At 67.3% G+C, this 22,040-nt stretch carries 21 protein-coding genes and 1 riboswitch; of the genes, 14 read left to right on the top strand and 7 right to left on the bottom strand.

Going from position 1 to position 22,040, the window contains the following annotated elements; all coding sequences use genetic code 11:
* Nucleotides 1-2: 2 nt before the first annotated feature.
* From AP428_RS03480 to AP428_RS03470, 3 genes are all read right to left on the bottom strand, one after another.
* On the bottom strand, nt 3-1,235 hold the full coding sequence (locus tag AP428_RS03480) for a 3-methyl-2-oxobutanoate dehydrogenase (2-methylpropanoyl-transferring) subunit alpha (protein ID WP_006476388.1): 1,233 nt from the start codon (nt 1,233-1,235) through the stop codon (nt 3-5).
* A 414-nt stretch (nt 1,236-1,649) separates the two neighbouring features.
* Nucleotides 1,650-2,276 carry a flavin reductase family protein gene (locus AP428_RS03475; protein ID WP_011694242.1) on the bottom strand — a complete coding sequence of 209 codons (627 nt, stop codon included), beginning with the start codon at nt 2,274-2,276 and terminating at the stop codon, nt 1,650-1,652.
* 147 nt (nt 2,277-2,423) lie between these two features.
* Nucleotides 2,424-3,323 carry a LysR family transcriptional regulator gene (locus AP428_RS03470; RefSeq protein ID WP_006476390.1) on the bottom strand — a complete coding sequence of 300 codons (900 nt, stop codon included), beginning with the start codon at nt 3,321-3,323 and terminating at the stop codon, nt 2,424-2,426.
* Between the two features lie 156 nt (nt 3,324-3,479).
* On the opposite strand from AP428_RS03470, the gene AP428_RS03465 reads away from it, so the two are divergent.
* The 11 genes from AP428_RS03465 (at nt 3,480) to AP428_RS03415 (ending at nt 15,376) form a co-directional block, all read left to right on the top strand.
* Nucleotides 3,480-4,601 carry an alkene reductase gene (locus AP428_RS03465; protein ID WP_011545038.1) on the top strand — a complete coding sequence of 374 codons (1,122 nt, stop codon included), beginning with the start codon at nt 3,480-3,482 and terminating at the stop codon, nt 4,599-4,601.
* A 75-nt stretch (nt 4,602-4,676) separates the two neighbouring features.
* Complete coding sequence (locus AP428_RS03460; protein ID WP_011545037.1) at nt 4,677-5,105, top strand: DoxX family protein; 429 nt, start codon at nt 4,677-4,679, stop codon at nt 5,103-5,105.
* A 99-nt stretch (nt 5,106-5,204) separates the two neighbouring features.
* A complete protein-coding gene (locus tag AP428_RS03455; protein ID WP_054927571.1) occupies nt 5,205-6,209 on the top strand; it encodes a zinc-binding dehydrogenase in 1,005 nt (334 codons plus the stop codon).
* Nucleotides 6,210-6,363: 154 nt separating this feature from the next.
* Nucleotides 6,364-7,350, top strand: coding sequence for an SDR family oxidoreductase (locus tag AP428_RS03450; protein WP_011545035.1), 987 nt, complete (start codon nt 6,364-6,366; stop codon nt 7,348-7,350).
* 799 nt (nt 7,351-8,149) lie between these two features.
* The gene (locus tag AP428_RS03445; RefSeq protein ID WP_011545033.1) at nt 8,150-9,175 is read left to right on the top strand and encodes a substrate-binding domain-containing protein; all 1,026 of its coding nucleotides are present in this window, start codon (nt 8,150-8,152) and stop codon (nt 9,173-9,175) included.
* Nucleotides 9,176-9,255: 80 nt separating this feature from the next.
* A complete protein-coding gene (locus tag AP428_RS03440; protein WP_041489179.1) occupies nt 9,256-10,284 on the top strand; it encodes an ABC transporter substrate-binding protein in 1,029 nt (342 codons plus the stop codon).
* Between the two features lie 17 nt (nt 10,285-10,301).
* Nucleotides 10,302-11,123 (top strand): ABC transporter permease, encoded by an 822-nt coding sequence (locus AP428_RS03435; protein ID WP_054927570.1) that lies wholly within the window; start codon nt 10,302-10,304, stop codon nt 11,121-11,123.
* Between the two features lie 10 nt (nt 11,124-11,133).
* Nucleotides 11,134-12,036, top strand: a complete 903-nt coding sequence (locus AP428_RS03430; protein ID WP_011545030.1) for an ABC transporter permease — start codon at nt 11,134-11,136, stop codon at nt 12,034-12,036.
* A gap of 14 nt (nt 12,037-12,050) precedes the next feature.
* Nucleotides 12,051-13,082, top strand: coding sequence for an ABC transporter ATP-binding protein (locus tag AP428_RS37775; protein WP_011545029.1), 1,032 nt, complete (start codon nt 12,051-12,053; stop codon nt 13,080-13,082).
* Nucleotides 13,083-13,164: 82 nt separating this feature from the next.
* Nucleotides 13,165-13,989: a phosphodiesterase gene (locus tag AP428_RS03420; protein ID WP_011545028.1), complete on the top strand. Its 825-nt coding sequence runs from the start codon at nt 13,165-13,167 to the stop codon at nt 13,987-13,989.
* A gap of 187 nt (nt 13,990-14,176) precedes the next feature.
* Nucleotides 14,177-15,376, top strand: coding sequence for an MFS transporter (locus tag AP428_RS03415; protein ID WP_011545027.1), 1,200 nt, complete (start codon nt 14,177-14,179; stop codon nt 15,374-15,376).
* 21 nt (nt 15,377-15,397) lie between these two features.
* Here AP428_RS03415 and AP428_RS03410 read toward each other — a convergent pair whose 3' ends face one another.
* Nucleotides 15,398-16,600 carry an EamA family transporter gene (locus tag AP428_RS03410; protein WP_011545026.1) on the bottom strand — a complete coding sequence of 401 codons (1,203 nt, stop codon included), beginning with the start codon at nt 16,598-16,600 and terminating at the stop codon, nt 15,398-15,400.
* Nucleotides 16,601-17,110: 510 nt separating this feature from the next.
* Between AP428_RS03410 and AP428_RS03405 the strand changes: the two genes are divergently transcribed.
* Nucleotides 17,111-17,464 carry a type II toxin-antitoxin system RelE/ParE family toxin gene (locus AP428_RS03405; RefSeq protein ID WP_011694241.1) on the top strand — a complete coding sequence of 118 codons (354 nt, stop codon included), beginning with the start codon at nt 17,111-17,113 and terminating at the stop codon, nt 17,462-17,464.
* Nucleotides 17,461-17,742, top strand: coding sequence for a helix-turn-helix domain-containing protein (locus AP428_RS03400; protein ID WP_011545024.1), 282 nt, complete (start codon nt 17,461-17,463; stop codon nt 17,740-17,742). The genes AP428_RS03405 and AP428_RS03400 overlap by 4 nt, the downstream gene beginning before the upstream one ends.
* Before the next feature lie 34 nt (nt 17,743-17,776).
* Here the strand turns inward: AP428_RS03400 and AP428_RS03395 are convergent, their stop codons facing one another.
* The 3 genes from AP428_RS03395 to AP428_RS03385 all read right to left on the bottom strand — a co-directional run bounded on the left by AP428_RS03395 (nt 17,777) and on the right by AP428_RS03385 (nt 19,577).
* A complete protein-coding gene (locus AP428_RS03395) occupies nt 17,777-18,565 on the bottom strand; it encodes a molybdopterin-dependent oxidoreductase (RefSeq protein WP_011545023.1) in 789 nt (262 codons plus the stop codon).
* Between the two features lie 27 nt (nt 18,566-18,592).
* Complete coding sequence (locus AP428_RS03390) at nt 18,593-19,225, bottom strand: cytochrome b/b6 domain-containing protein (RefSeq protein WP_011545022.1); 633 nt, start codon at nt 19,223-19,225, stop codon at nt 18,593-18,595.
* Nucleotides 19,226-19,301: 76 nt separating this feature from the next.
* A complete protein-coding gene (locus AP428_RS03385; protein ID WP_041489178.1) occupies nt 19,302-19,577 on the bottom strand; it encodes a pentapeptide MXKDX repeat protein in 276 nt (91 codons plus the stop codon).
* A 270-nt stretch (nt 19,578-19,847) separates the two neighbouring features.
* Nucleotides 19,848-19,964: riboswitch (TPP riboswitch) on the top strand.
* A 124-nt stretch (nt 19,965-20,088) separates the two neighbouring features.
* Here AP428_RS03385 and thiC point away from each other — a divergent pair.
* A complete protein-coding gene (gene thiC / locus AP428_RS03380; protein ID WP_054927569.1) occupies nt 20,089-22,020 on the top strand; it encodes a phosphomethylpyrimidine synthase ThiC in 1,932 nt (643 codons plus the stop codon).
* The last annotated feature ends 20 nt before the right edge of the window (nt 22,021-22,040 follow it).

Here is a 22,040-nt window from a genome sequence, read left to right as displayed (position 1 = left end):
GATCACGCTCCCAGTTCCTGGCGCTGACGGCGCAGGTGCGCGGGCAGCTCCTTGTACACGTCGTCGAACATCGAGGCCGGCGACGGAATCCGGTCGTCGGCCAGCGTCCCGTACTTCTCCGCTTCCTTCTGCGCGGCGATCACCTCGGCCTCGAGCTCGGCCGTCAACGCGTCGTGCGCGCTGTCCGACCAGATGCCCTTCACGATCAGGTGGCGCTTGAAGCGCTCGATCGGATCGCCCAGCGGGAAATGGGACCAGTCGTCGCTCGGCCGGTACTTGGTCGGATCGTCCGACGTCGAATGCGCGCCCGCGCGGTAGGTCACCCACTCGATCAGCGTCGGGCCGAGATTGCGGCGCGCACGCTCGGCCGCCCAGCTCGACGCCGCATAGATCGCGAGGAAGTCGTTGCCGTCGACGCGCAGCGACGCGATCCCGCAACCGACGCCGCGCCCCGCGAAGGTCGTGCCCTCGCCGCCCGCGATCGCCTGGAACGTCGAGATCGCCCACTGGTTGTTGACCACGTTCAGCACGACCGGCGCGCGGTACACATGCGCGAACGTGAGCGCGGTATGGAAATCGGCTTCGGCCGTCGCGCCGTCGCCGATCCATGCGGATGCGATCTTCGTGTCGCCCTTGATCGCCGACGCCATCGCCCAGCCGACCGCCTGGATGAACTGCGTCGCGAGGTTGCCGGAAATGGAGAAGAAGCCGGCTTCGCGGTCCGAGTACATCACCGGGAGCTGGCGGCCCTTCAGCGGATCGCCTTCGTTCGACATCAGCTGGCAGATCATCCGCTCGAGCGGCACGTCGCGCGCGATCAGGATGCTCTGCTGCCGGTAGGTCGGAAAGCACATGTCGCCGTCGCGCAGCGCCATCGCGTGCGCGGTGCCGATCGCCTCTTCGCCGAGGCTCAACATGTAGAAGGAGATTTTCTTCTGACGCTGCGCGATCATCATGCGCGCGTCGAAAATGCGGGTCTTGAGCATCGCGCGCAGCCCGGCGATCAGCCGCGCATCGTCGAGATCGGGGGCCCACGGGCCGACGGCCTTGCCGTTGTCGTCGAGCACGCGCACGAGGCTGCGGGCGAGATCGGCGGTGTCCGCCGCGGCAACGTCGATCGGTGGGCGGCGCACGGCGCCGGCCGGCGATAGATGCAGATAGGAAAAGTCCGTCTTGCAGCCCGGGCGCCCGGTGGGCTCCGGCACATGCAGACGCAATGGCTCTGACAGGCTCATCGTGTCGTCTCCACGCTCGATTGTGTCTCACGCTGTTTGGGAACGCGCGGGCCGGTTGCCGGCCTGCGCGCGAGCTGACGCGCGGATAAGCACGTCAACCTTGGAAATTTATGCCTCGCAGCGGTGCGCGTCGATGCCCAAGCCGCTCGTTCGTGATGAGCAGATTTGCCATGGGGGCGGTCGTCGGCACGTGCGTGCGGCGGTTGGCTTTAGCGACGGACGGGTTTGCTGCGGCGCATCGTCGTTGGGCCGGCGGCAGCGAGCGGGCATCAAGGAACGGACGGATCGGCGCCGTCCCGATCATGTGAGGGTACGAAGCAAAAGACCCCGTGAAATCCTGGATTTCAGCAGGGTCTTTCGTCGGGTGCGGGCGCTCGTGCGCCCGCTTGCCGGCTTACTGCGGCGCGCGATCGATCACGCGTCGGGACGGAAGATGTCGAAGCGGCTGTCGGGCGTCACGTGCACGTAGGCCGACGGGCCGCCCGCACGAAGAATGATGCCCGCGCCGAACGTGTCGAAAATGCCGTCCTTCAGCAGGTCATGGCGGATATGGACCGCGATGACCTCGCCCAGCACCAGCGTGGCCGGCGTCTCGACACCGTGATGATCGCGCAGCCGGATCACGTCGGTCACCTTGCATTCGAAGTTCACGCCGCTTTCCGCAACGCGCGGCACGTCGACGAGGCGCGACGGCACGGCGGTCAAGCCACCGAGTTCGAATTCATTCACGTCGTACGGCACGGCGGCACAGGTCTGGTTCATCCGCTCGGCGAGATCGCGCGTCGCGAGGTTCCACACGAACTCGCCGGTTTCCTGCACGTTGCGCAGGCTGTCCTTCGCGGCGGTGCTCGAAAAACCGATGATCGGCGGGCGATAGTTGAACGCGTTGAAGAAGCTGTACGGCGCGAGGTTCAGCGTGCCGTCGCTGCCGCGGGATGAAATCCAGCCGATCGGGCGCGGGCCGATGATCGCGTTCAGCGGGTCGTGCGGCAGGCCGTGGCCTTGCGACGGTTCGTAATAGTGATGGGTCGAGTCGGTCATGACGGGTGGTGTTGCGAGAGGCGAACGATGTGAAGGCTGTCAGCGGGACGCGTTTGCCGATGGCGACGCAGGCGCCCGTGCGACGTGCCTGGCAGTATCACATGGCGCCGTTTTCGGCGCAGTGAAGCGGATAGACGGCGTCGCGCTTCAGGCGTCCGGTTCGCCAGGACGCGTCAGATGGTCGATCAGCCACTGCGTCGCGGGCCCGCTCGCACGATCGGCCCGCCTGATCAACGACATACCGTATCGAATCACATCGCGATCCGACAACCGCACGACGGCCAGTCGGCCTTGCCGCAGGTCGTCCTCGATCAAATGCATCGGCATCGAACCCCAGCCGAGCCCTTCGAGCAACAGCCGATGCTTGGCGCCGAGGTCCGCAGTCTTCCATGTGCGGGTCGCATACACACCGAACGACTGCCCTTCGGTCAGCTTGCTTCGATCCGTCAGCACGAGTTGCGTATATTCGCGCGCCTCGGACAGCGGCACACGCCCGCGGCGCTGCACGAGCGGATGCGTGGGCGCGGCGACGGTGACCAGTTCGATCGCTCCCATGGACGTCGCGTCGATCACATCCGGCCAGTTTTGCACGGGCCCGCTGACGCCGAGCGCGCAGCCGCCGTCGACCACCAGCTTCATCACGCCGCCGAGCGCTTCGATGGTCAGGTTGAGCGCGACCGTCGGAAATTCGTCGGCGAACGCGCGCAGCCCCTCGACGAGCCTGGCCAGTGGAAACATCACGTCCACCGCCAGCGACAGCTCGGCTTCCACCCCGCCGCGCAGGCCGGCGGTCTTCGCCAGCAACTGGCCCGCCAGCATGTCGAGCCGCCGTGCGTCGGCCAGGACGATTTCACCGGCCGCCGTCAACGTCGGTCGCCGTTTGCCCCGTTCGAAGAGCGGCACGCCCAGCAACGACTCCAGATTGGCGATCGCGTAGCTGACGACGGATTGCGCGCGCTCGAGCCGCCGCGCCGCGCCGGAAAAGCTACCGGCTTCGACCACCGCGATGAACGCGCGCAGTTGATCCAGATTGGGGCTTCGCTCCATGATCCATCAAGAAAATCGATTTTAATGATCCATTCTAGACGATTGTTTCGATCACGGCATTCTCCTAAATTCCTGTTCAGCAGCGCTCGACGCGTGCGCGCCGGGCATCCCGGATCGCGCGTCGACGCCCCATGAACACGACAGGCAAATGGAATCATGACGATCGACAACTCTCCTTCCGGCCGGGCGGCATCGACCCGCGCCACGTTGTTCGACCCGCTCGAATTCGGCGGGATCACGCTCGGCAACCGCATCGTGATGGCACCGATGACGCGCAGCCGTGCCGGCGCCGGGGATGTACCCGGCGCGCTCAGCGCCACCTACTACGCCCAACGCGCGTCGGCTGGCCTGATCGTCACGGAGGGCACGCAGATTTCGCCGCTCGGCAAGGGCTATCCGTTCACGCCGGGGATTTACAGCGATGCGCAAATCGACGGCTGGCAACGCGTGACCGACGCCGTGCATCGCGCAGGCGGCCGGATTTTCGTCCAGCTCGCGCACGTCGGCCGCATCGGCCATCCCGATCTGCAGCCCGACGGCGCCCTGCCCGTCGCGCCGTCGGCCATTCAGCCGGACGGACAGGCATTCACGCCGGCCGGACCGAAACCGCACCCCGTACCGCGCGCGCTCGAGACGAATGAAATACCAGGCATCGTCGAGCAATACTCGCATGCGGCGCAGGCCGCGTTGCGGGCAGGTTTCGACGGCGTCGAAATCCACGCGGGGAACGGTTACCTGCTCGATCAGTTCCTGCGCGACGGTACGAACCGGCGCACGGACCCTTACGGCGGCACGATCGACAACCGTATCCGGCTGCCGCTCGACGTCGTGCGGGCGGTCGGACGTGTCGTGAGTGCCGCGCGCGTGGGCGTCCGCATTTCGCCGGTCACACCGCATTTCGGCGGCATCGCCGACAGTCAACCGCAGGCGCTGTTCGACCGGTTCGCCGACCGGCTGACCGGGCTCGCCGCCTATCTTCACGTCGTCGAAGGCATTCCGCAGGTCGCGGCCGATCAGGCACCGCCGTTCGACTACCGCGCATTGCGTCGTGCCTTCGGCGGGCTCTACATCGCGAACGGCGGCTACACGAAGGCGCGTGCGCAACAGGCACTCGACGACGGCCATGCCGACCTCGTGTCGTTCGCCTATCCGTTCATCGCGAACCCGGACTTCGTGACGCGTCTTCGACACGATCGCCCGCTCGCGCACGCGGACATGTCCACCGCTTACGGCGGCGGTGAAGCCGGCTACACCGACTATCCGACGCTCGACGCGTAAGCATCAATCGCCCGACAACAGGTCGGTCGCTCGATCGGATCGACGATCCACCCACTCATTCATTATGGATTCCATATGATCAATTCGATCAACCGCGCACTGTACAAAACAACCGTTCAAACGCCCGTCGTCAACCTCGTGCTGTCCGTCCTCGTGCGACTCCTCATCGCCGGCGTGTATCTCGGCGCCGGGATCAGCAAGATCTTCAACTATGCGGGCACCCAGCAGTACATGGAACACATGGGCGTGTCGGGCGCGCTGCTTCCGCTCGTGATCGTCGTCGAAATCGCCGGCGGCCTGGCCTTGATCACCGGCTTCATGACGCGGCTCGCCGCGCTCGGGCTCGCGATCTTCTCGATCATCGCCGCAGTGATCTTCCACGGCGGCGGCGACCAGACCCAGCAGACGTTCTTCATGATGAACCTGTCGATGGCAGGCGGCCTGCTCGCGCTGTTCCTGCATGGCGCCGGCCCTCTCGCGTTCGACCGCGCACAGCCGGACTGACCCGTCGGCTTTCGGCGACACACAACTGCGCGGCCGATCCGGGTCCGCGCTTCATCCATCCCCGGGGGCGAACGCCCCCATTCCAAGCGAGATGTTTCCATGACCAGCATGCATGCCATCCAGATCGAGCGGGTCGGCGATCCTTCTGTCCTTCGTCCCGTCGTGATCGAGCGCCCGACCCCTGCCGCCGACGAGGTTCTCGTACGGGTCACGCGTATCGGACTGAATTTCGCGGAAACGCTGCAACGTGCCGGCACCTATCCGGGCCCGGCGCTGACACTGCCCGCAGTGCCCGGCTCGGAAGTCGTCGGCACCGTCGCTGCCGTCGGCGCGAACGTGCGGGACATCCGGGTCGGCGCACGCGTCGCGGCGCCGCTGTTCGGCGCGATGCGCGCGACCGGCGGCTACGCCGAATACGTGACGCTCGGCGCCGCGCTGATTACCGCGATTCCCGACGAAGTCTCCGACGACGACGCGGTCGCCGTGATGTTGCAGGGGCTCGTGGCCCGTGTGCTGCTGCGCGAGACGCCCGTGGCCGCACGCACGGTCGCGATCACTGCCGCGGCCGGCGGCGTCGGCTCGATGCTGATCCAGCTGGCGCGACTCGACGGGGCACGCTCGATCACGGGCCTCGCAGGCGCGCCGGCCAAACTGCATGCGGTGCGAACGCTCGGCGCCGATCGGGCCATCAGCTATCGCGACGCGGACTGGGCCGATCAATTGAGCGACGCCACCGGCCGCGAGGGCCCTGACGTCGTATTCGATTCGATCGGCGGGACGGTCGCGCGCACGTTGGTGTCGGGTCTTGCGGTATACGGCCGGTTCGTCAGCTACGGCGCCGCGAGCGGTCAACTCCTGACGATCGACGAGGCGCTGATGAATGCGTTGATCTTCGGCAGCCGATCGGTGGCCGGCTTCGCGCTGCACGCGTTCCTCAACGAGCACGTCGTGCGCCGGACACTCGGCGAACTGTTCGGACTGCTCGCGACCGGCAAGCTGAAGCCGCTGATCGGCGGCAGCTACGGGTTCGATGCGATTGCCGACGCACATCACGCGCTCGAAACCGGCCAGACGACCGGCAAGCTGATCCTGCGCGTCGAATGATCGTGATATACCGGCGCGTGACGGCACCGTCGTCGCGCGCCAGCGAGCTCGCCTGCCGTATGGCGATCACCCACTTTCGCGCGGACGACCCGGAGCACGACGCGCGATTTCGCTCACGGAGCATCCGTTGAAAGACGACGATAACGAAGCAGGCATGCGCGTCTCGCGCCGACAGGTCATCGGCAATCTTGGCGCACTGGCTGCGATGTCCGCACTCGGTCCGTCCGCCGCGCATGCCGTCGACGCGCCGCCAGCCGCGGAGAGCCTGACGAATCCGGTCGGCTTGTACCCGAAGCCGCCGTTCCCGCATCAGGTCCAGGCGCCGCCGGGACTCGCGAGCCGGATGCAGCCGCGCCCCGACCACGGCGAGCAAAGCTATCGCGGCCGTGGCCGGCTCGTCGGCCGCAAGGCCCTCGTCACCGGCGGCGACTCGGGCATCGGCAGGGCAGCAGCCATTGCGTTCGCGCGCGAAGGGGCGGACGTCGCGATCGGCTATCTCCCCGTCGAGGAATCCGATGCGCGGGAAGTCGTGGCGTTGATCCGGGCAGCAGGACGCAAAGCCGTCGCGCTGCCCGGCGACATCCGCGACGAAGCGTTCTGCCAGCGGCTGGTCGCACGCGCGGCGGCGGAACTCGGCGGGATCGACATTCTCGTCAACAACGCCGCCCGACAACAGGCGCTCGATTCGATCGACGAGATGACGACCGAGCATTTCGATGCAACGATCAAGACCAATCTTTACGGGATGTTCTGGATCACGAAGGCGGCCATCCCGCATCTTCCGCCCGGCGCGTCGATCATCAACACCACGTCGGTCCAGGCAGTCAGGGCGAGCGCCAACCTGCTCGACTATGCGACGACGAAAGCCGGCATCATCGCGTTCACCCGATCGCTCGCGAAGCAGCTCGGGCCGCATGGCATTCGCGTCAATGCAGTCGCTCCCGGCCCCTACTGGACCCCGCTGCAATCGAGCGGCGGCCAGCCACCGGAGACGGTCGTCAACTATGCGGCGGGCTCGCCGTACGGCAGGCCGGGACAACCGGCCGAAATCGCCCCGCTGTATGTCGCGCTCGCCTCGTCGGAAACGAGCTATGCGAACGGGCAGGTCTGGGGCGCGGACGGCGGGCTGGGAATTTTCTGACACGCGACAAGCCGCGATATTTTTCATGTCCCGGCCGGCGTCGCAGCCTCGCCTCGATGGCGACGCCGCACAAACAAAAAACCCGCGAGCGCTGCATTTCTCGCGGGTTTTTCACACCTTCATCGAATCGAATCGCATCAACGCAATCGATGGTGCCGGGGACCGGACTCGAACCGGCAAGCCAGTTAAGGCGGCGGATTTTCGTCACACTGCTTCTTTCAAAGCCGGCGTCGCGTGCGCGAACCGTTCGTGCGCTGGACTATGCCTTCACCGTCGCGCGCGGGCGTGACCGCTGCCCGTGCACCTTAGGCGCCCCCCGTCTAGTCTCTACACCTTCCTCGCGGATGCCGCGAGGCTTGGCTCGGCGTTGCCTCGATGCGCGCATCAGGGGTTTCGCCGAATTTGAAGGGTTCTGCACCGACCGTTTCCGGCCGGGCACTCAATCGTTTAAGTCCGCTATGTTTACCAATTTCATCACCCCGGCAAGAGGGCGGACGCGATTCTACCATTGCTTGCGCATGCGTTCCCCTTATTCCCCGCACCGCATCGCGACACCGGCCATCGCAGCATCGCCTCCTCCCTCGCATTCAACGCCGATACGACACCGATGCCACACGGCCGACGATTTCGTCCCACGCCGCCACCTCCGCCGATACAATCGACCGCGCGTCGTCTGACCACCTCAACCGTCTGACGTTTGTGTCGTGCTTTTCGCGAAACAAGCGTCGCGCGCGTCATCGCGAAGTCACAAACGTTTTCGATAATTCCCCGGCCGAAAACGTTTACATCGCATGACTTCATGACCTCGACCATCAAGGACGTCGCCGCCCTCGCGGGCTTCTCGATCGCCACCGTTTCGCGTGCGATCAACGCGCCGCATACCGTCAGCCCCGCCACGCTGCAGACGATCCGCACCGCCATCGACACGCTGCAGTTCCGCCCGAGCCCGCTCGGCCGGCAACTGCGCGGCGAGCGCACGCGGCTCGTCGGCGTCGTCGTGCCGACGCTGTCGAACCCGGTGTTCGCCGACTGCCTGCAAGGCATCGACGCGCTCGCGACCGCGGCCGGGTTCAAGCTCATACTGATGACGACCGAATACGATGCGGCGCGCGAACGTCATGCGATCGAGACGCTGCGCGAACAGCGCGTCGAAGGGCTGATCCTCACCGTCGCCGATGCGGATACGCACCCGCTGCTCGACATGCTCGATCGCGACGGCCCGCATTACGTGCTGATGCACAACGACACGCAGCGCCGCCCGTCGGTGTCGGTCGACAACCGCCGCGCCGCCTATGACGGCGTGCGGTTGCTGACCGCGCGCGGTCACCGTCGCGTGTTGATGCTGGCCGGTTCGCTCGCCGCGTCGGATCGCGCGCGCCAGCGTCATCTCGGTTATGCGCAGGCACTCGACGAAAGCGGCGTGGCGCCGCTGCCGCCCGTCGAAGTCGACTTCAACGCGCCCGAGCTGCCCGACGCGGTGCTCGCGCATCTCACCGCGCACGCCACGCGGCCGACGGCCCTCTTCTGCAGCAACGACCTGCTCGCGATGGTCGTGATGCGCGGCCTGCGCCGCGCGGGTTTCTCGATTCCCGACGACCTGTCGGTGCTCGGCTTCGACGGGATCGCGATCGGCGAGCTGCTCGCGCCGCCGCTCGCGAGCGTCACGACGCCGAACCGCGACATCGGCCGCCACGCGTGGCAGCGTCTCGTCGAATGTATCGGCGGTGCAGCGATCGACCGCACGTCGACGATCCTGCCGCACGCGGTACGCGACGGCGCGACGATTGCACCGCCCGCCGCCGACCTGCAACTGCGCAAGGCCTGAGCGCCGACCGCATGCGCCGCGCGGCCACACACACCCATAACCACACCCCAGCGCTACACCCACTCGCCCGGAGATTCGCCGTGTCCTTTCGCCTGACCTCGCTGCTGCGCGCGCTTGCCGCGCCGCTCGCCTTCGCCGCGCTCGTCGCCGGCGCCCCCGCGGCCCACGCCGACGAAACGGCGATCTGCTACAACTGCCCGCCCGAATGGGCCGACTGGGCCGCGCAGATCGCGGCGATCAAGCAGAAGACCGGCATCCGCGTGCCGTTCGACAACAAGAACTCGGGCCAGTCGATCGCGCAGTTGATCGCCGAGCAGAAGAGCCCGGTGGCCGACGTCGTCTACCTCGGCGTGTCGTCGGCGTTCCAGGCGAAGGACAAGGACGTGATCGCGCCGTACAAGCCCGCGCACTGGAACGACATTCCCGCGAACCTGAAGGACCCGCAAGGCTACTGGTTCGCGATCCACTCGGGCACGCTCGGCTTCTTCGTGAACAAGGACGCGCTCGACGGCAAGCCGGTGCCGCGTTCGTGGGCCGATCTGCTGAAGCCCGAATACAAGGGCATGGTCGGCTATCTCGATCCGTCGAGCGCATTCGTCGGCTACGCGGGCGCGGTCGCCGTCAACCAGGCGCTCGGCGGCAGCCTCGACAACTTCAAGCCGGGCCTCGACTGGTTCCGCAAGCTGAAGGCGAACGCGCCGATCGTGCCGAAGCAGACCGCGTATGCGCGCGTGCTGTCCGGCGAGATTCCGATCCTGCTCGACTACGACTTCGATGCGTATCGCGCGAAATACAAGGACAACGCGAACGTCGAATTCGTGATCCCGAAGGAAGGCACGATCGCGGTGCCGTACGTGATGAGCCTCGTGAAGGGCGCGCCGCACGATGCGAACGGCAAGAAGGTGCTCGATTTCGTGCTGTCGGACGAAGGCCAGAAGCTGTGGGCCAACGCCTACCTGCGTCCGGTGCGCGCGCAGGCGCTCGGCGCCGACATCGCCGCGAAGTTCCTGCCGGCGAGCGAATACGCGCGAGCGAAATCGGTCGACTTCGGCAAGATGGCGGCCGGCCAGCAGGTGTTCGGCCAGCAGTACCTGCAAGTGATGCAGTAAGCGGCCGGCCCCACGTCATGCTCGACCTGACTTTTCCGCTGCGCTGGCGCGTCGCGCTCGTCGCGCCGGCGCTCGCGGTATTCGCCGCGTTCTGGCTGCTGCCGATGGCGTCGCTCGTGCAGGTGTCCGCCGATGGCGCCTTCTTCTCGCACTACGCGGCGCTGCTCGGCAATGCACGCTACATGAAGAGCCTCGGCGAGACGGTGGCGCTGTCCGCGGGCGTCACGCTCGCGACGCTCGCGCTGTCGACGATCTCCGGCCTGCTGCTCGCACGCCGCGAATTCGCCGGCAAGCGCGTGCTGCTCGCGCTGCTGACGTTTCCGCTCGCGTTCCCGGGTGTCGTGGTCGGCTTCATGGTGATCATGCTCGCCGGACGCCAGGGGCTGATCGGCATGCTGTCTGCGAAGCTCACCGGCGACAAGTTCGTATTCGCGTATTCGGTGGCGGGCCTGTTCATCGGCTACCTGTACTTCTCGATTCCGCGCGTGATCGTCACCGTGATCGCGGCCGCGTCGAAGCTCGACGCGTCGCTCGAGGAAGCCGCGCGTTCGCTCGGCGCGTCGCCGTGGCGCATCTTCGTCGACATCGTGCTGCCCGCGCTCACGCCGGGCCTGATCGCGGCCGGCGCGATCTGCTTCGCGACCGCGATGGGTGCGTTCGGCACCGCGTTCACGCTCGCCACCGACCTGAACGTATTGCCGATGACGATCTACACCGAGTTCACGCTGAACGCGAACATCGCAACGGCGGCCGGCCTGTCGATCGTGCTCGGCGTCGTCACCTGGGCCGTGCTCGCGCTCGCACGACGCTTCACCGGTCACACCGCCGCCGCGGCCTGAGGAATTCCGCATGACATCGCTTTCCGGCTCTTCCGCGCCCTCCCCGGCACCTGTGCCGGCTTCCCTGCCAGCGAAACCTGCCGCCCGGCACGCGCCGCGGGTCGCCGGTGCACGCGCGATCGCCGCGCTGCAATGGGGCGTCACGCTGCTGCTGTGCGCGTTCCTGATCGTGCCCGTCGTGATGTCGGTGCTCGCGGGGCTAACCGTCAACTATTTCCGCGGCCTGTCGAGCGGCCTCACGCTGCGCTGGCTCGAGCAGGTGTGGCAGCAGTATCACGGCTCGGTCGCGCTGTCGCTCTACGTCGCGTTCGCGACGCTCGCGATCGTGCTCGCGGTCGGCGTGCCGGCCGGCTATGCGCTCGCGCGCAGCAAGAGCCGCATCGCGCGTGCGATCGAGGAAGCGCTCGTGCTGCCGGTCGCGCTGCCGGGGCTGGCTTCGGCGCTCGCGCTGCTGGTCGTGTACGGCGGCTTCACCGCGTTCCGGATGAGCCTGTGGTTCATCGTCGTCGGCCACGTCGTGTTCACGCTGCCATTCATGGTGCGCGCGGTCGCGGCCGTCGCGGCCAGCGCCGACCTGCGCACGCTCGAGGAAGGCGCGGCGAGCCTCGGCGCATCGTTCGTCACGCGCTTCGTCACGATCGTGCTGCCGAACCTGCGGCCCGGCATCGTCGCCGGTGCGCTCGCGGTGCTCACGCTGTCGATCGGCGAATTCAACCTCACCTGGATGCTGCATACGCCCGACACCAAGACGCTGCCGGTCGGGCTTGCCGACACGTATGCGTCGCTGCGCCTCGAAGTCGGCAGCGCGTACACGATCCTGTTCCTGCTGATGACGCTGCCGCTGCTCGTCGCGATGCAATGGCTCGGCGTCGATCCGTCCGGTACGCGTGCGCTGAAGAAGCGCCCACGCTGACTTTTCCTGCAGACATGAAACTCGATTCCACTCCCATCACCCTGACCGGCTGCGCGAAGACGTTCCGCGGTACACGCGTGCTCGAACCGCTCGACCTGTCGATCGGCGCCGGCGAAACGCTCGTGCTGCTCGGGCCGTCCGGCTGCGGCAAGACGACCACGCTGCGCCTGATCGCCGGCCTCGACACGCCGGATGCCGGCGGCACGATCGCATTCGGCGACGACGACGTCACCGCACTGCCGATCGAACGCCGGCAAGTCGGCATGGTGTTCCAGAACTACGCGCTGTTTCCGAACCTGACGGTGCGCGGCAACGTCGGCTACGGGCTGAAGATCCGCAAGACCGAGCCGCGTGCGCTGCGCGAACGCGTCGACGAACTGCTCGCGATGATGCGGCTCGACGCGCATGCGGACAAACCGGTCGATCAACTGTCGGGCGGCCAGCGTCAGCGCGTCGCGCTGGCACGCGCGCTCGCGGTGCGGCCGCGCGTGCTGCTGCTCGACGAACCGCTGACCGCGCTCGACGCGAAGCTGCGCGACGTGCTGCGCCGCGACATGAACACGCTGCTGCGCGAACTCGGCGTGACGACCGTCTACGTCACGCACGACCAGGCCGAAGCGATGGAACTCGGCGACCGGATCGTCGTGATGGGCGCGGGCCGCATCGAGCAGATCGGCACGCCGCGCGAGATCTACTACCACCCTGCGAACCGCACGGTCGCGCAGTTCATCGGCACGCTGAACCGGCTGGCGGGCCAATGGCGCGACGGCGCGCTCGCAACGACGGGCGGCGCGATCGTCACGCCGCACGCGGCCGACGAATGGTTCTTCCGCCCCGAGGACGCGCAGCTCGCCGATCCCGCGCTTGCGCCGCTGCGCGGCGCGGTCGGCGCGTGTGCGTTCCTCGGTGAACGCACACGGCTCACGATCGAGCATGCGGCGCCCGACGCGCTCGTGATCGACGTGCCGGGCCGCATCGCGCTTGCGCGCGGCACGGCGGTCGGCCTCACGATCGCGCCGGAAGGCCTGATCGCGCTCGGCGCGTAAGCCGTCGATCGGGCATCATCCAGGCAGCCCCCATGGCGGCGCACGCCGCCGCGACAACAACCAGAGATTCCGAGGAACGACGATGCTGCTTGCTCAAATCAGCGATCTCCACATCAAGCGGCCGGGCCAGCTCGCGTACCGGCGCGTCGACACGGCGGCCGCGCTCGCGCGCTGCGTCGCGAAGCTGAACGCACTCGTGCCGCGCCCCGACGCCGTGCTCGTCACCGGCGACCTGACCGACTTCGGCCACGATGAAGAGTACGGCAACCTGCGCGGGCTGCTCGCGGCGCTCGAGATTCCGTATTACCTGATGATCGGCAATCACGACGACCGCGCCGGATTGCGCCGCGCGTTCGCCGATCGCGCCGAGTTGCAGGACGGCGAATTCGTGCAGTACGCGCTCGACGTCGGCGCGGTGCGCGTACTCGCGCTCGATTCGCAGGTGCCGGGCGCGAGCCACGGCGACCTGTGCGACGCCCGGCTCGCGTGGCTTGCCGCGCAGCTCGACGCCGCGCGCGACCGCCCGGTGATCGTCGCGCTGCATCACCCGCCGTTCGTGTCGGGCATTGGCCACATGGACAAGCTGCGTCTCGCGCCCGCCGCCGCCGCGAAACTCGATGCGCTGCTGCGCGGCCATCCGAACGTCGAGCGCGTGCTGTGCGGTCACGTGCACCGCACGATGTTCACCCGCTTCGGCGGCACGCTCGCGGCTGCGGTGCCGTCGCCCGCGCACCAGGTCGCGTTCGACCTGCGGACCGATGCGCCGTCCGCATTCCGGCTCGAACCGCCGGCGTTCGCGGTCCATCACCATGCGCCCGATACGGGAATGACGTCGCATCACGTCTATGTGGACGAAGGCGCGGGGCCGTATCCGTTCTACGAGCCGACGGGCGAGCTGGTCGACTGACGATGTGGCGCGCGTGCCGTGACGACCGGCGGCCGGCTGGTTGTCCGGTTATGCCGGTTATGCCGGCTCGCCGCCGGCAGGATTCACGTCGCTCCGGTATGATCGGCAGCCTCGACCGGCGCCCGGCCTGCCTGCGCACCCGACGCGTGCGCCGTCTGCCGCGCCGCCCAACTTCGTGTCCGCCGCCATGTCCACCACCTCCACCGACCGTCCGACCGACGCCGCCTCGCCCCACTACTCGCGCAGCCTGCTGTTGCTGCTCGCGACGATCGCGGGCGTATCGGTCGCGAACATCTACTACAACCAGCCGCTGCTCGACAGCTTCCGCGCGTCCTTTCCGGACGGCGCCTCGTGGATCGGCGCGGTACCGACCGCGACGCAGCTCGGCTATGCGGCCGGCATGTTCCTGCTCGCGCCGCTCGGCGACCGCTTCGATCGCCGCGGGCTGATCCTGCTGCAGATCGCCGGCCTGTCGATCGCGCTGATCGTGGCGGCCACCGCGCCGTCGCTCGTCGTGCTCGCGCTCGCGAGCCTCGCGATCGGCATCCTCGCGACCATCGCGCAGCAGGCCGTGCCGTTCGCCGCCGAAATCGCGCCGCCGGCCGAACGCGGCCACGCGGTCGGCACCGTGATGAGCGGCCTGCTGCTCGGCATCCTGCTCGCGCGCACCGCCGCCGGCTTCATCGCCGAGTATTTCGGCTGGCGCGCGGTGTTCGCCGCGTCGGTCGCGGCGCTCGTCGCGCTCGCCGTCGTGATCGTGCTGCGGCTGCCGCGCAGCTCGCCGACGTCGACGCTGTCGTACGGCAAGCTGCTCGGCTCGATGTGGGATCTGGCCGTGGAACTGCGCGGGCTGCGCGAGGCATCGCTCACGGGCGCCGCGCTGTTCGCGGCGTTCAGCGCATTCTGGCCGGTGCTCACGCTGCTGCTCGCCGGCGCGCCGTTCCATCTCGGCCCGCAGGCAGCCGGCCTGTTCGGAATCGTCGGGGCCGCGGGCGCGCTCGCCGCACCGTATGCAGGCCGCTCCGCGGACACGCGCGGCCCGCGCGCGGTCATCTCGCTCGCGATCGTGCTGCTCGCGCTGTCGTTCGTGATCTTCGCGCTGTCGGGGTCGAGCCTCGTCGGGCTCGTAATCGGCGTGATCGTGCTCGACGTGGGCGTACAGGCCGCGCAGATCTCGAACCAGTCGCGCATCTATGCGCTGAAGCCGGAGGCGCGCAGCCGCGTGAACACGGTGTACATGGTGTGCTATTTCATCGGCGGCGCGCTCGGCTCGTCGGCCGGCGTCGCCGCATGGCGCGCGTTCGGCTGGATCGGCATGTGCGCGGCCGGGCTGCTGTTTACCGCACTCGCCGGCTGGTCCCACCATCGCGGCGGCCGGCGCGGCTGAGCGCGACCGGCCAGCGCGGCGTCACGCGTCGGTGCGCGAAACGGCCGGCTCGGTAGCGGCGGGCGGCGTCGCGAACGCCGGGGCGGGCTCGATCACCGCGGCCGGGTCCATCACGGCCGCAGGCGCCGGCACCGCGAGCGGGACGGCGGAAGGCGCGAGGATGGGCGGCGCATCCGGCGTCGCGATCTGCTCGACGACGGGCGAAGCGTCCGCCGTCACCGCCTGCTCGGCCGCCACGACCGGCGAACTGGCAGCGGTAGCCTGAGCCGGAGCGGTGGCCGTAGCCGCCGCGGGCCGGCGCGCCGGATCGAACACGAACGACAACCCGACGCTGCCGAGGATCGCGACGGTCGCGACCACGGTCGCCATCGTCACCGGTTCGCCCAGCAACAACGCACCGAGCGCGACCGCGACGATCGGGTTCACGTACATGCAGCTGCTCGCGATGATCGGGCTCGTGTGGCGGATCAGGTAGCCGTACGCGACGTACGCGGCCATCGTGCAGAACACCATCAGGTACACGAACGCGAACACGGACCCGACGGCCAGCTGTTCGACGCGTTCGCCGAGCAGCCACGCGACGATCGTCGACATCAGGCCGCCCAGGCCGATCTGCAGCGACGTCGACAGGAACAGGTCGGACGGCAGCTTGAGCCGTGTCGCGAGATGCGCGCCGCCCGCCCAGAACAGCGCGCCGGCCAGCACGCAGATCGTGCCGAGCGCCGAGTTCGCGGCGGCCGCGCCGCCCGAATTCAGCACGACGATGCCGACCATCCCGAGCGCGACGGCCGCCCATTCACCCTTCGTCACCGGCCGCCCGGCCACCGCCGCGATCACGGTCGCGAACAGCGGCACCGTGGCCACCATCACCGCGGCCGAACCGCTGCTGACGGTGCGCATGCCGAGCGCGATTGTGCCGGACGACAGCGCGACGAGCATCGTGCCGACGATCGCCGAGTTGCGGATTTCCAGCAGCGTCGGCCATTCGGGCTTGCGCCGCAACGCGAAGATGAACAGGCCGATCCCGCCGAGCAGGTTGCGCAACCCCGACAGCAGCAGCGGCGGGAACGACTGCAGCGCGAAATGCAGCCCGCTGTAGGTCGAACCCCAGACGAAATAGATGAAGACGAGCGCCAGCGCCACGCGGCCGCCGCGGCTTTGCGGCAGGCGAATCCGGAACGAAAAGCGGGCGAGGAAATCGAGGAGGCGGTCGAGCGGCGTCATCGAGCCACCCGCCCGCACGTCACGCCGCGTGCTCCGCTGAAAGACGCCGGCGATGCCGGCAAACGGTCCACGCGGGACCGGGAAGGCAGAGCGAACGTGCGGAACGACATGGCAGTGCGAACGGCGACGAAAGAGAACCGGCAAGCGGCGGCAAAGGGACAAAAACGGGGCAAAAAAAACGTGCGCAACCGCGTCGGCTGCACACGCTCGGCATTATGGCATCAAGGATTCGAAAGCATCGTCGGACCTGTCTGAAAGATATCGACTGATGTTTCGGCGCGACATTTTTCGCGCGACGGACCGGTGAAATCCGGGGCCGGATACGCAATGGGGGAATCGCTGGCGTGTGGGCGACACGCCTGCGCCACCCTTCGCAACCCTTGATCCAGCATCGGCCTGACAGCCAGTTTGTGCATCGGTGCGCCGTGACGCGCCTATCGTGACGGACGGCGCGCGCCCCTGGCGGCGCCCGCAGCTTCTTTCCGCCACCTGCACAGCCCATACAAAATTTTGTATAATCCAGACATTCTTCCGCCGAAGCCCGTCGTTTTCGTCGGCAGCGCGCTGGCCGATCTCCGCGGCTTTCCGTTGCCTGCGCGACGCGAAGCCGGCCACCAGATCGACCAGGTGCAGCGCGGCCTCGCACCCGACGACTGGAAACCGATGCGCACGATCGGCGTCGGCGTGCGGGAAATTCGCCTGCGCGATGCGAGCGGCGCATTCCGGGTCGTCTACGTCGCGACTTTCGCCGAGGCCGTCTACGTCCTGCATTGCTTCCGCAAGCAATCGACGCGCACGAACAAGACCGATATCGACCTCGCCGCCCGCCGCTATCGGACGCTGATGATGGAGTTGAAACGATGACCAATGAACGCTACGCGAACGTCTGGGACGCAATCGAAAGCGAGCCGGCGGAAGCCGCGAACATGAAGCTGCGCTCCGAACTGATGATCGCGCTCAAGCAGCGCATCGCGCGGCTCGAACTGAGTCAGGCCGAGGCCGCGAAGCAGCTGGGCGTCACGCAGCCGCGCGTCTCCGACCTGATGCGCGGCAAGATCAACCTGTTCGGGCTCGACGCGCTCGTGAACATGGCCTCGGCAGTCGGCCTGCGCGTCGATCTCCAGGTGCGCGAATCCGTATGACGCGTGCGCACGCCGTGCACGCCGCGCGCACAGCTCACGAGCCGCCGAACCAGTTGTAGCCCTGATCGACCCAGTAGCCGCCCGGGAACGTATCCGTCACGAAAATTTCCATGATGTGCTTCGGGTTCTTGTAGCCGAGCTTGGTCGGCATCCGCAGCTTCATCGGAAACCCGTATTCCGGCGGCAGCTGGCGGCCGTCGTAATCGAATGCGAGCAACGTCTGCGGATGCAGCGCGGTCGGCATGTCGATGCTTTCGTAGTAGTCGTCCGCGCACTTGAAGCCGACGTATTTCGCGTGCGTGTCGGCGCCAGCGCGCGCGAGGAATGCGCCGAACGGCGTGCCGCCCCAGCGGCCGATCGCACTCCACCCTTCCACGCAGATATGCCGCGTGATCTGTTCCGCGTGCGGCAGCGCGCGAAGCTCGTCGAGCGTCCACACGCGCTTGCCCGTTACACGGCCGGACAGCACGAGGCGGTAGGTCGACTCGTCGACGTGCCGCACTTCGTCGATCCCGTAGTACGCGTTGAACGGAAACGGCCGCGTGATATCGGCTTCGGTGTAGGTCGGCGCGAGCCGGTCGGGATTGAACAGCCACGCCTGCACGCGATCGTTCATGCGCGACACTTTCTCAAGGAACGTGTTGACCGACGCGTCGTCCTGCAGCGTGCAGCCGCTCAGCATCGCGAGGCCGCCGAGCGTCAGCACGCGTCGGTTGAAGAGCCGTCGCGACGGCATCTCGAGCTCGCGGCGCACGTCGAGCTCGAGCGATTTCCGGTCGAGCGTCCAGCGCGGCGCGTCGCGGTTTTTTTCGGATTCCGACATGATGAGTTCCTTCGCCCGCGAAGCGGGTCATCGACCGCGCAGCATCGCGAGCAGCGAGCGCGGCACCAGCAACGCCATCGCGACGTGGACGACGACGAATGCGACCAGCAGCGCCATCGCCCAGAAGTGCACGATGCGCGCGTTGTCGTAACCGCCGAACAGCTCGCGCAGCAGCGGAAATTGCACCGATTTCCAGATCGTGAGCCCCGACAGCACCAGCACGACGAGATCGACGATCGCGGTCAGGTACGCGGCACGCTGCACCGCGTTGTAGACGCTCAGGTCGTCGTGCGACAGCCGCCCGCCGAGCGCCGCGCGCACGTCGCGCCACACCGACGCAGGCGTCACGGGCAGCAACTTGCGCGCGAAGCGCCCCGTCGCGATCGACATCGCGAGATAGAACAGTCCGTTGCCGACCAGCAGCCACATCGCCGCGAAATGCCATTGCAGCGCGCCGCCGAGCCAGCCGCCGAGCGTGATGCCGTGCGCGAACGTGAACGCCGGATAGATCGGCGACGCATCGTAGATACGCCAGCCTGACAACGCCATCAGGATCGCCGCGAGCGCGTTGAGCCAGTGGCTCGCGCGCACCCACCGCGGATGGATCGTCGGCGCGGGCGGCGGCACGTTCGTGCGATCGGTGACAGGAACCGTTTGCATGATGAAGACTCCCGGGATGATGCAGCGGGACGCGACGTGTGCCGGTAACCGGCCGGCCGCGCCCCGCCCGCATTCGTCAGTTCGACGGGCTCATGGCGTCCTTCTTCATCGCATCGCCCTTCTTCATCGCGTCGTGGCCCATCGCATCCTTCTTCATCGCGTGCTTCTTCATGCCGTCCTTCTTCATCGCGCCGTCCTTGGCCATCGCATCGTCCTTGGCCATCGCGTCGTGGCCCATCGCGTCTTTCGACATCGACGTGCCGTCCTTCGACATGGCGTCGTTCTGCGCATGGGCGCCCGTTGCGATCGTGGCAAGTGCGGCGACGCAGGCGGCGAGGAATACGTTTTTCATGACATCTCTCCGATACATGGGTTTGGGAGCCGAATAGACGGAGCACACCGCCGGAAATGACAGCGATGTCAAAAAAAATTCTAGACGCCGAAAATGAAGACGCGAATGCTGCACCGCCTGGCGCTATCCCGCCCGGCCGGGACGCCGTTCGGCAGTCGGGATTGCTGCGGTGCACCCTGCCCGGTTCGCCGGCCGCGATCCGGCCGCCGCCCGGCGGCATCGGCTTCGCACCCGGTTGAAACCACCGCCAAGCCGGTGTATCGTGTGCCCTTGCTAACGCGGGGGTCCTGCAATGCGTTCGGTCAAACAACCGGCATTGCGGGTGAGAAATACCCTTTGAACCTGATCTGGATAATGCCAGCGCAGGGAAGCGTACGGATTTCGCCGCCATCCTTCTGACGAAATCCGCCGCCTCACCAAGCCTCGTCTCCTGCTTAGCTCGAGCCCCACATTCGTCAAGGGCTCCGGGCAAGCGCCGCAGCGCCTGTCCGGCGCCCGCACAGGAGATTGCATGAACGCCAATCCGAAGTTTCTGTCTGCCGACGCGCACGTCGACGCCGCCGCCGTCGCGCCGCTGCCCAATTCGCGAAAGGTCTATGTAACCGGCTCGCAGCCCGACATCCGCGTGCCGATGCGCGAAATCACGCAGGCCGACACGCCGACCGGCTTCGGCGGCGAGAAGAATCCGCCGATCTACGTGTACGACACGTCGGGCCCCTACACCGATCCGGACGCGAAGATCGACATCCGCGCGGGCCTGCCCGCACTGCGCCAGCGCTGGATCGAGGCGCGCGGCGACACCGAAGTGCTCCCCGGCCTGTCGAGCCAGTACGGCCTCGAACGCGCGGCCGATCCGGCCACGGCCGAACTTCGCTTTCCAGGCCTGCACCGCAATCCGCGCCGTGCGCAGCCCGGCAAGAACGTCACGCAGATGCACTACGCGCGTCAGGGCATCATCACGCCGGAAATGGAATACATCGCGATCCGCGAGAACCAGCGCCGCGCCGAGTACATCGAGAGCCTGAAGTCGAGCGGCCCGAACGGCGCGAAGCTCGCCGCGATGACGGGCCGCCAGCATCCGGGCCAGGCGTTCGGCGCCGCGGCCTTCGGCGCGAACGCGCTCGCCGAGATCACGCCGGAATTCGTGCGCGACGAAATCGCGCGCGGCCGCGCGATCATCCCGGCGAACATCAACCACCCGGAATCCGAGCCGATGATCATCGGCCGCAACTTCCTCGTGAAGATCAACGCGAACATCGGCAACTCGGCGGTCACGTCGTCGATCGGCGAGGAAGTCGACAAGATGACGTGGGCGATCCGCTGGGGCGGCGACACGGTGATGGATCTGTCGACCGGCAAGCACATCCATGAAACGCGCGAGTGGATCATCCGCAACAGCCCGGTGCCGATCGGCACGGTGCCGATCTACCAGGCGCTCGAAAAGGTCAACGGCAAGGCCGAGGACCTCACCTGGGAAATCTTCCGCGACACGCTGATCGAGCAGGCCGAGCAAGGCGTCGACTACTTCACGATCCACGCGGGCGTGCGCCTGCAGTACGTGCCGCTCACCGCGAACCGGATGACGGGCATCGTGTCGCGCGGCGGCTCGATCATGGCGAAGTGGTGCCTCGCGCATCACAAGGAAAGCTTCCTGTACGAACACTTCGAAGAGATCTGCGAGATCATGAAGGCGTACGACGTGAGCTTCTCGCTCGGCGACGGCCTGCGTCCCGGCTCGATCTACGACGCGAACGACGAAGCGCAGCTCGGCGAACTGAAGACGCTCGGCGAACTCACGCAGATCGCGTGGAAGCACGACGTGCAGGTGATGATCGAAGGCCCCGGCCACGTGCCGATGCAACTGATCAAGGAGAACATGGATCTCCAGCTCGACTGGTGCAAGGAAGCGCCGTTCTACACGCTCGGGCCGCTCACCACCGACATCGCGCCGGGTTACGACCACATCACGTCGGGCATCGGCGCCGCGATGATCGGCTGGTTCGGCACCGCGATGCTGTGCTACGTGACGCCGAAGGAACACCTCGGCCTGCCGAACAAGGACGACGTGAAGGAAGGCATCATCACGTACAAGCTCGCCGCGCACGCCGCCGACCTGGCCAAGGGTCACCCGGGCGCGCAGGTGCGCGACAACGCGCTGTCGAAGGCGCGCTTCGAGTTCCGCTGGGAAGACCAGTTCAACATCGGTCTCGACCCGGACAAGGCGCGCGAATTCCACGACGAGACGCTGCCGAAGGATTCCGCCAAGGTCGCGCACTTCTGCTCGATGTGCGGCCCGCACTTCTGCTCGATGAAGATCACGCAGGACGTGCGCGAGTTCGCGGCGCAGCAGGGCGTGTCGGAAACCGAAGCGCTGAAGAAAGGGATGGAGGTCAAGGCGGTCGAGTTCGTGAAGACCGGCGCCGAGATCTACCACCGTCAGTAAGCGCGCGGCCAGCCGCACCG

Source organism: Burkholderia sp. E168m22 (assembly GCF_001319805.1).
Classification (GTDB): Bacteria; Pseudomonadota; Gammaproteobacteria; order Burkholderiales; family Burkholderiaceae; genus Burkholderia; species Burkholderia orbicola.
The sequence above is the reverse complement of the archived record's forward strand: the minus strand, read 5'-3'. Positions and strand labels throughout refer to the sequence as shown.

Bases quoted from the DNA above. Each gene is read 5' to 3' on its own strand.
- AP428_RS03450 (WP_011545035.1), top strand. From the start codon at position 6,364: ATGCGCGTCTCGCGCCGACAGGTCATCGGCAATCTTGGCGCACTGGCT.
- AP428_RS03465 (WP_011545038.1), top strand. From the start codon at position 3,480: ATGACGATCGACAACTCTCCTTCCGGCCGGGCGGCATCGACCCGCGCC.
- AP428_RS03435 (WP_054927570.1), top strand. From the start codon at position 10,302: ATGCTCGACCTGACTTTTCCGCTGCGCTGGCGCGTCGCGCTCGTCGCG.
- AP428_RS03475 (WP_011694242.1), bottom strand. From the start codon at position 2,276: ATGACCGACTCGACCCATCACTATTACGAACCGTCGCAAGGCCACGGC.
- AP428_RS03415 (WP_011545027.1), top strand. From the start codon at position 14,177: ATGTCCACCACCTCCACCGACCGTCCGACCGACGCCGCCTCGCCCCAC.
- thiC (WP_054927569.1), top strand. From the start codon at position 20,089: ATGAACGCCAATCCGAAGTTTCTGTCTGCCGACGCGCACGTCGACGCC.
- AP428_RS03480 (WP_006476388.1), bottom strand. From the start codon at position 1,235: ATGAGCCTGTCAGAGCCATTGCGTCTGCATGTGCCGGAGCCCACCGGG.
- AP428_RS03410 (WP_011545026.1), bottom strand. From the start codon at position 16,600: ATGACGCCGCTCGACCGCCTCCTCGATTTCCTCGCCCGCTTTTCGTTC.
- AP428_RS03385 (WP_041489178.1), bottom strand. From the start codon at position 19,577: ATGAAAAACGTATTCCTCGCCGCCTGCGTCGCCGCACTTGCCACGATC.
- AP428_RS03395 (WP_011545023.1), bottom strand. From the start codon at position 18,565: ATGTCGGAATCCGAAAAAAACCGCGACGCGCCGCGCTGGACGCTCGAC.
- AP428_RS03455 (WP_054927571.1), top strand. From the start codon at position 5,205: ATGACCAGCATGCATGCCATCCAGATCGAGCGGGTCGGCGATCCTTCT.
- AP428_RS03420 (WP_011545028.1), top strand. From the start codon at position 13,165: ATGCTGCTTGCTCAAATCAGCGATCTCCACATCAAGCGGCCGGGCCAG.
- AP428_RS03390 (WP_011545022.1), bottom strand. From the start codon at position 19,225: ATGCAAACGGTTCCTGTCACCGATCGCACGAACGTGCCGCCGCCCGCG.
- AP428_RS03430 (WP_011545030.1), top strand. From the start codon at position 11,134: ATGACATCGCTTTCCGGCTCTTCCGCGCCCTCCCCGGCACCTGTGCCG.
- AP428_RS03470 (WP_006476390.1), bottom strand. From the start codon at position 3,323: ATGGAGCGAAGCCCCAATCTGGATCAACTGCGCGCGTTCATCGCGGTG.
- AP428_RS03460 (WP_011545037.1), top strand. From the start codon at position 4,677: ATGATCAATTCGATCAACCGCGCACTGTACAAAACAACCGTTCAAACG.
- AP428_RS03400 (WP_011545024.1), top strand. From the start codon at position 17,461: ATGACCAATGAACGCTACGCGAACGTCTGGGACGCAATCGAAAGCGAG.
- AP428_RS03445 (WP_011545033.1), top strand. From the start codon at position 8,150: ATGACCTCGACCATCAAGGACGTCGCCGCCCTCGCGGGCTTCTCGATC.
- AP428_RS37775 (WP_011545029.1), top strand. From the start codon at position 12,051: ATGAAACTCGATTCCACTCCCATCACCCTGACCGGCTGCGCGAAGACG.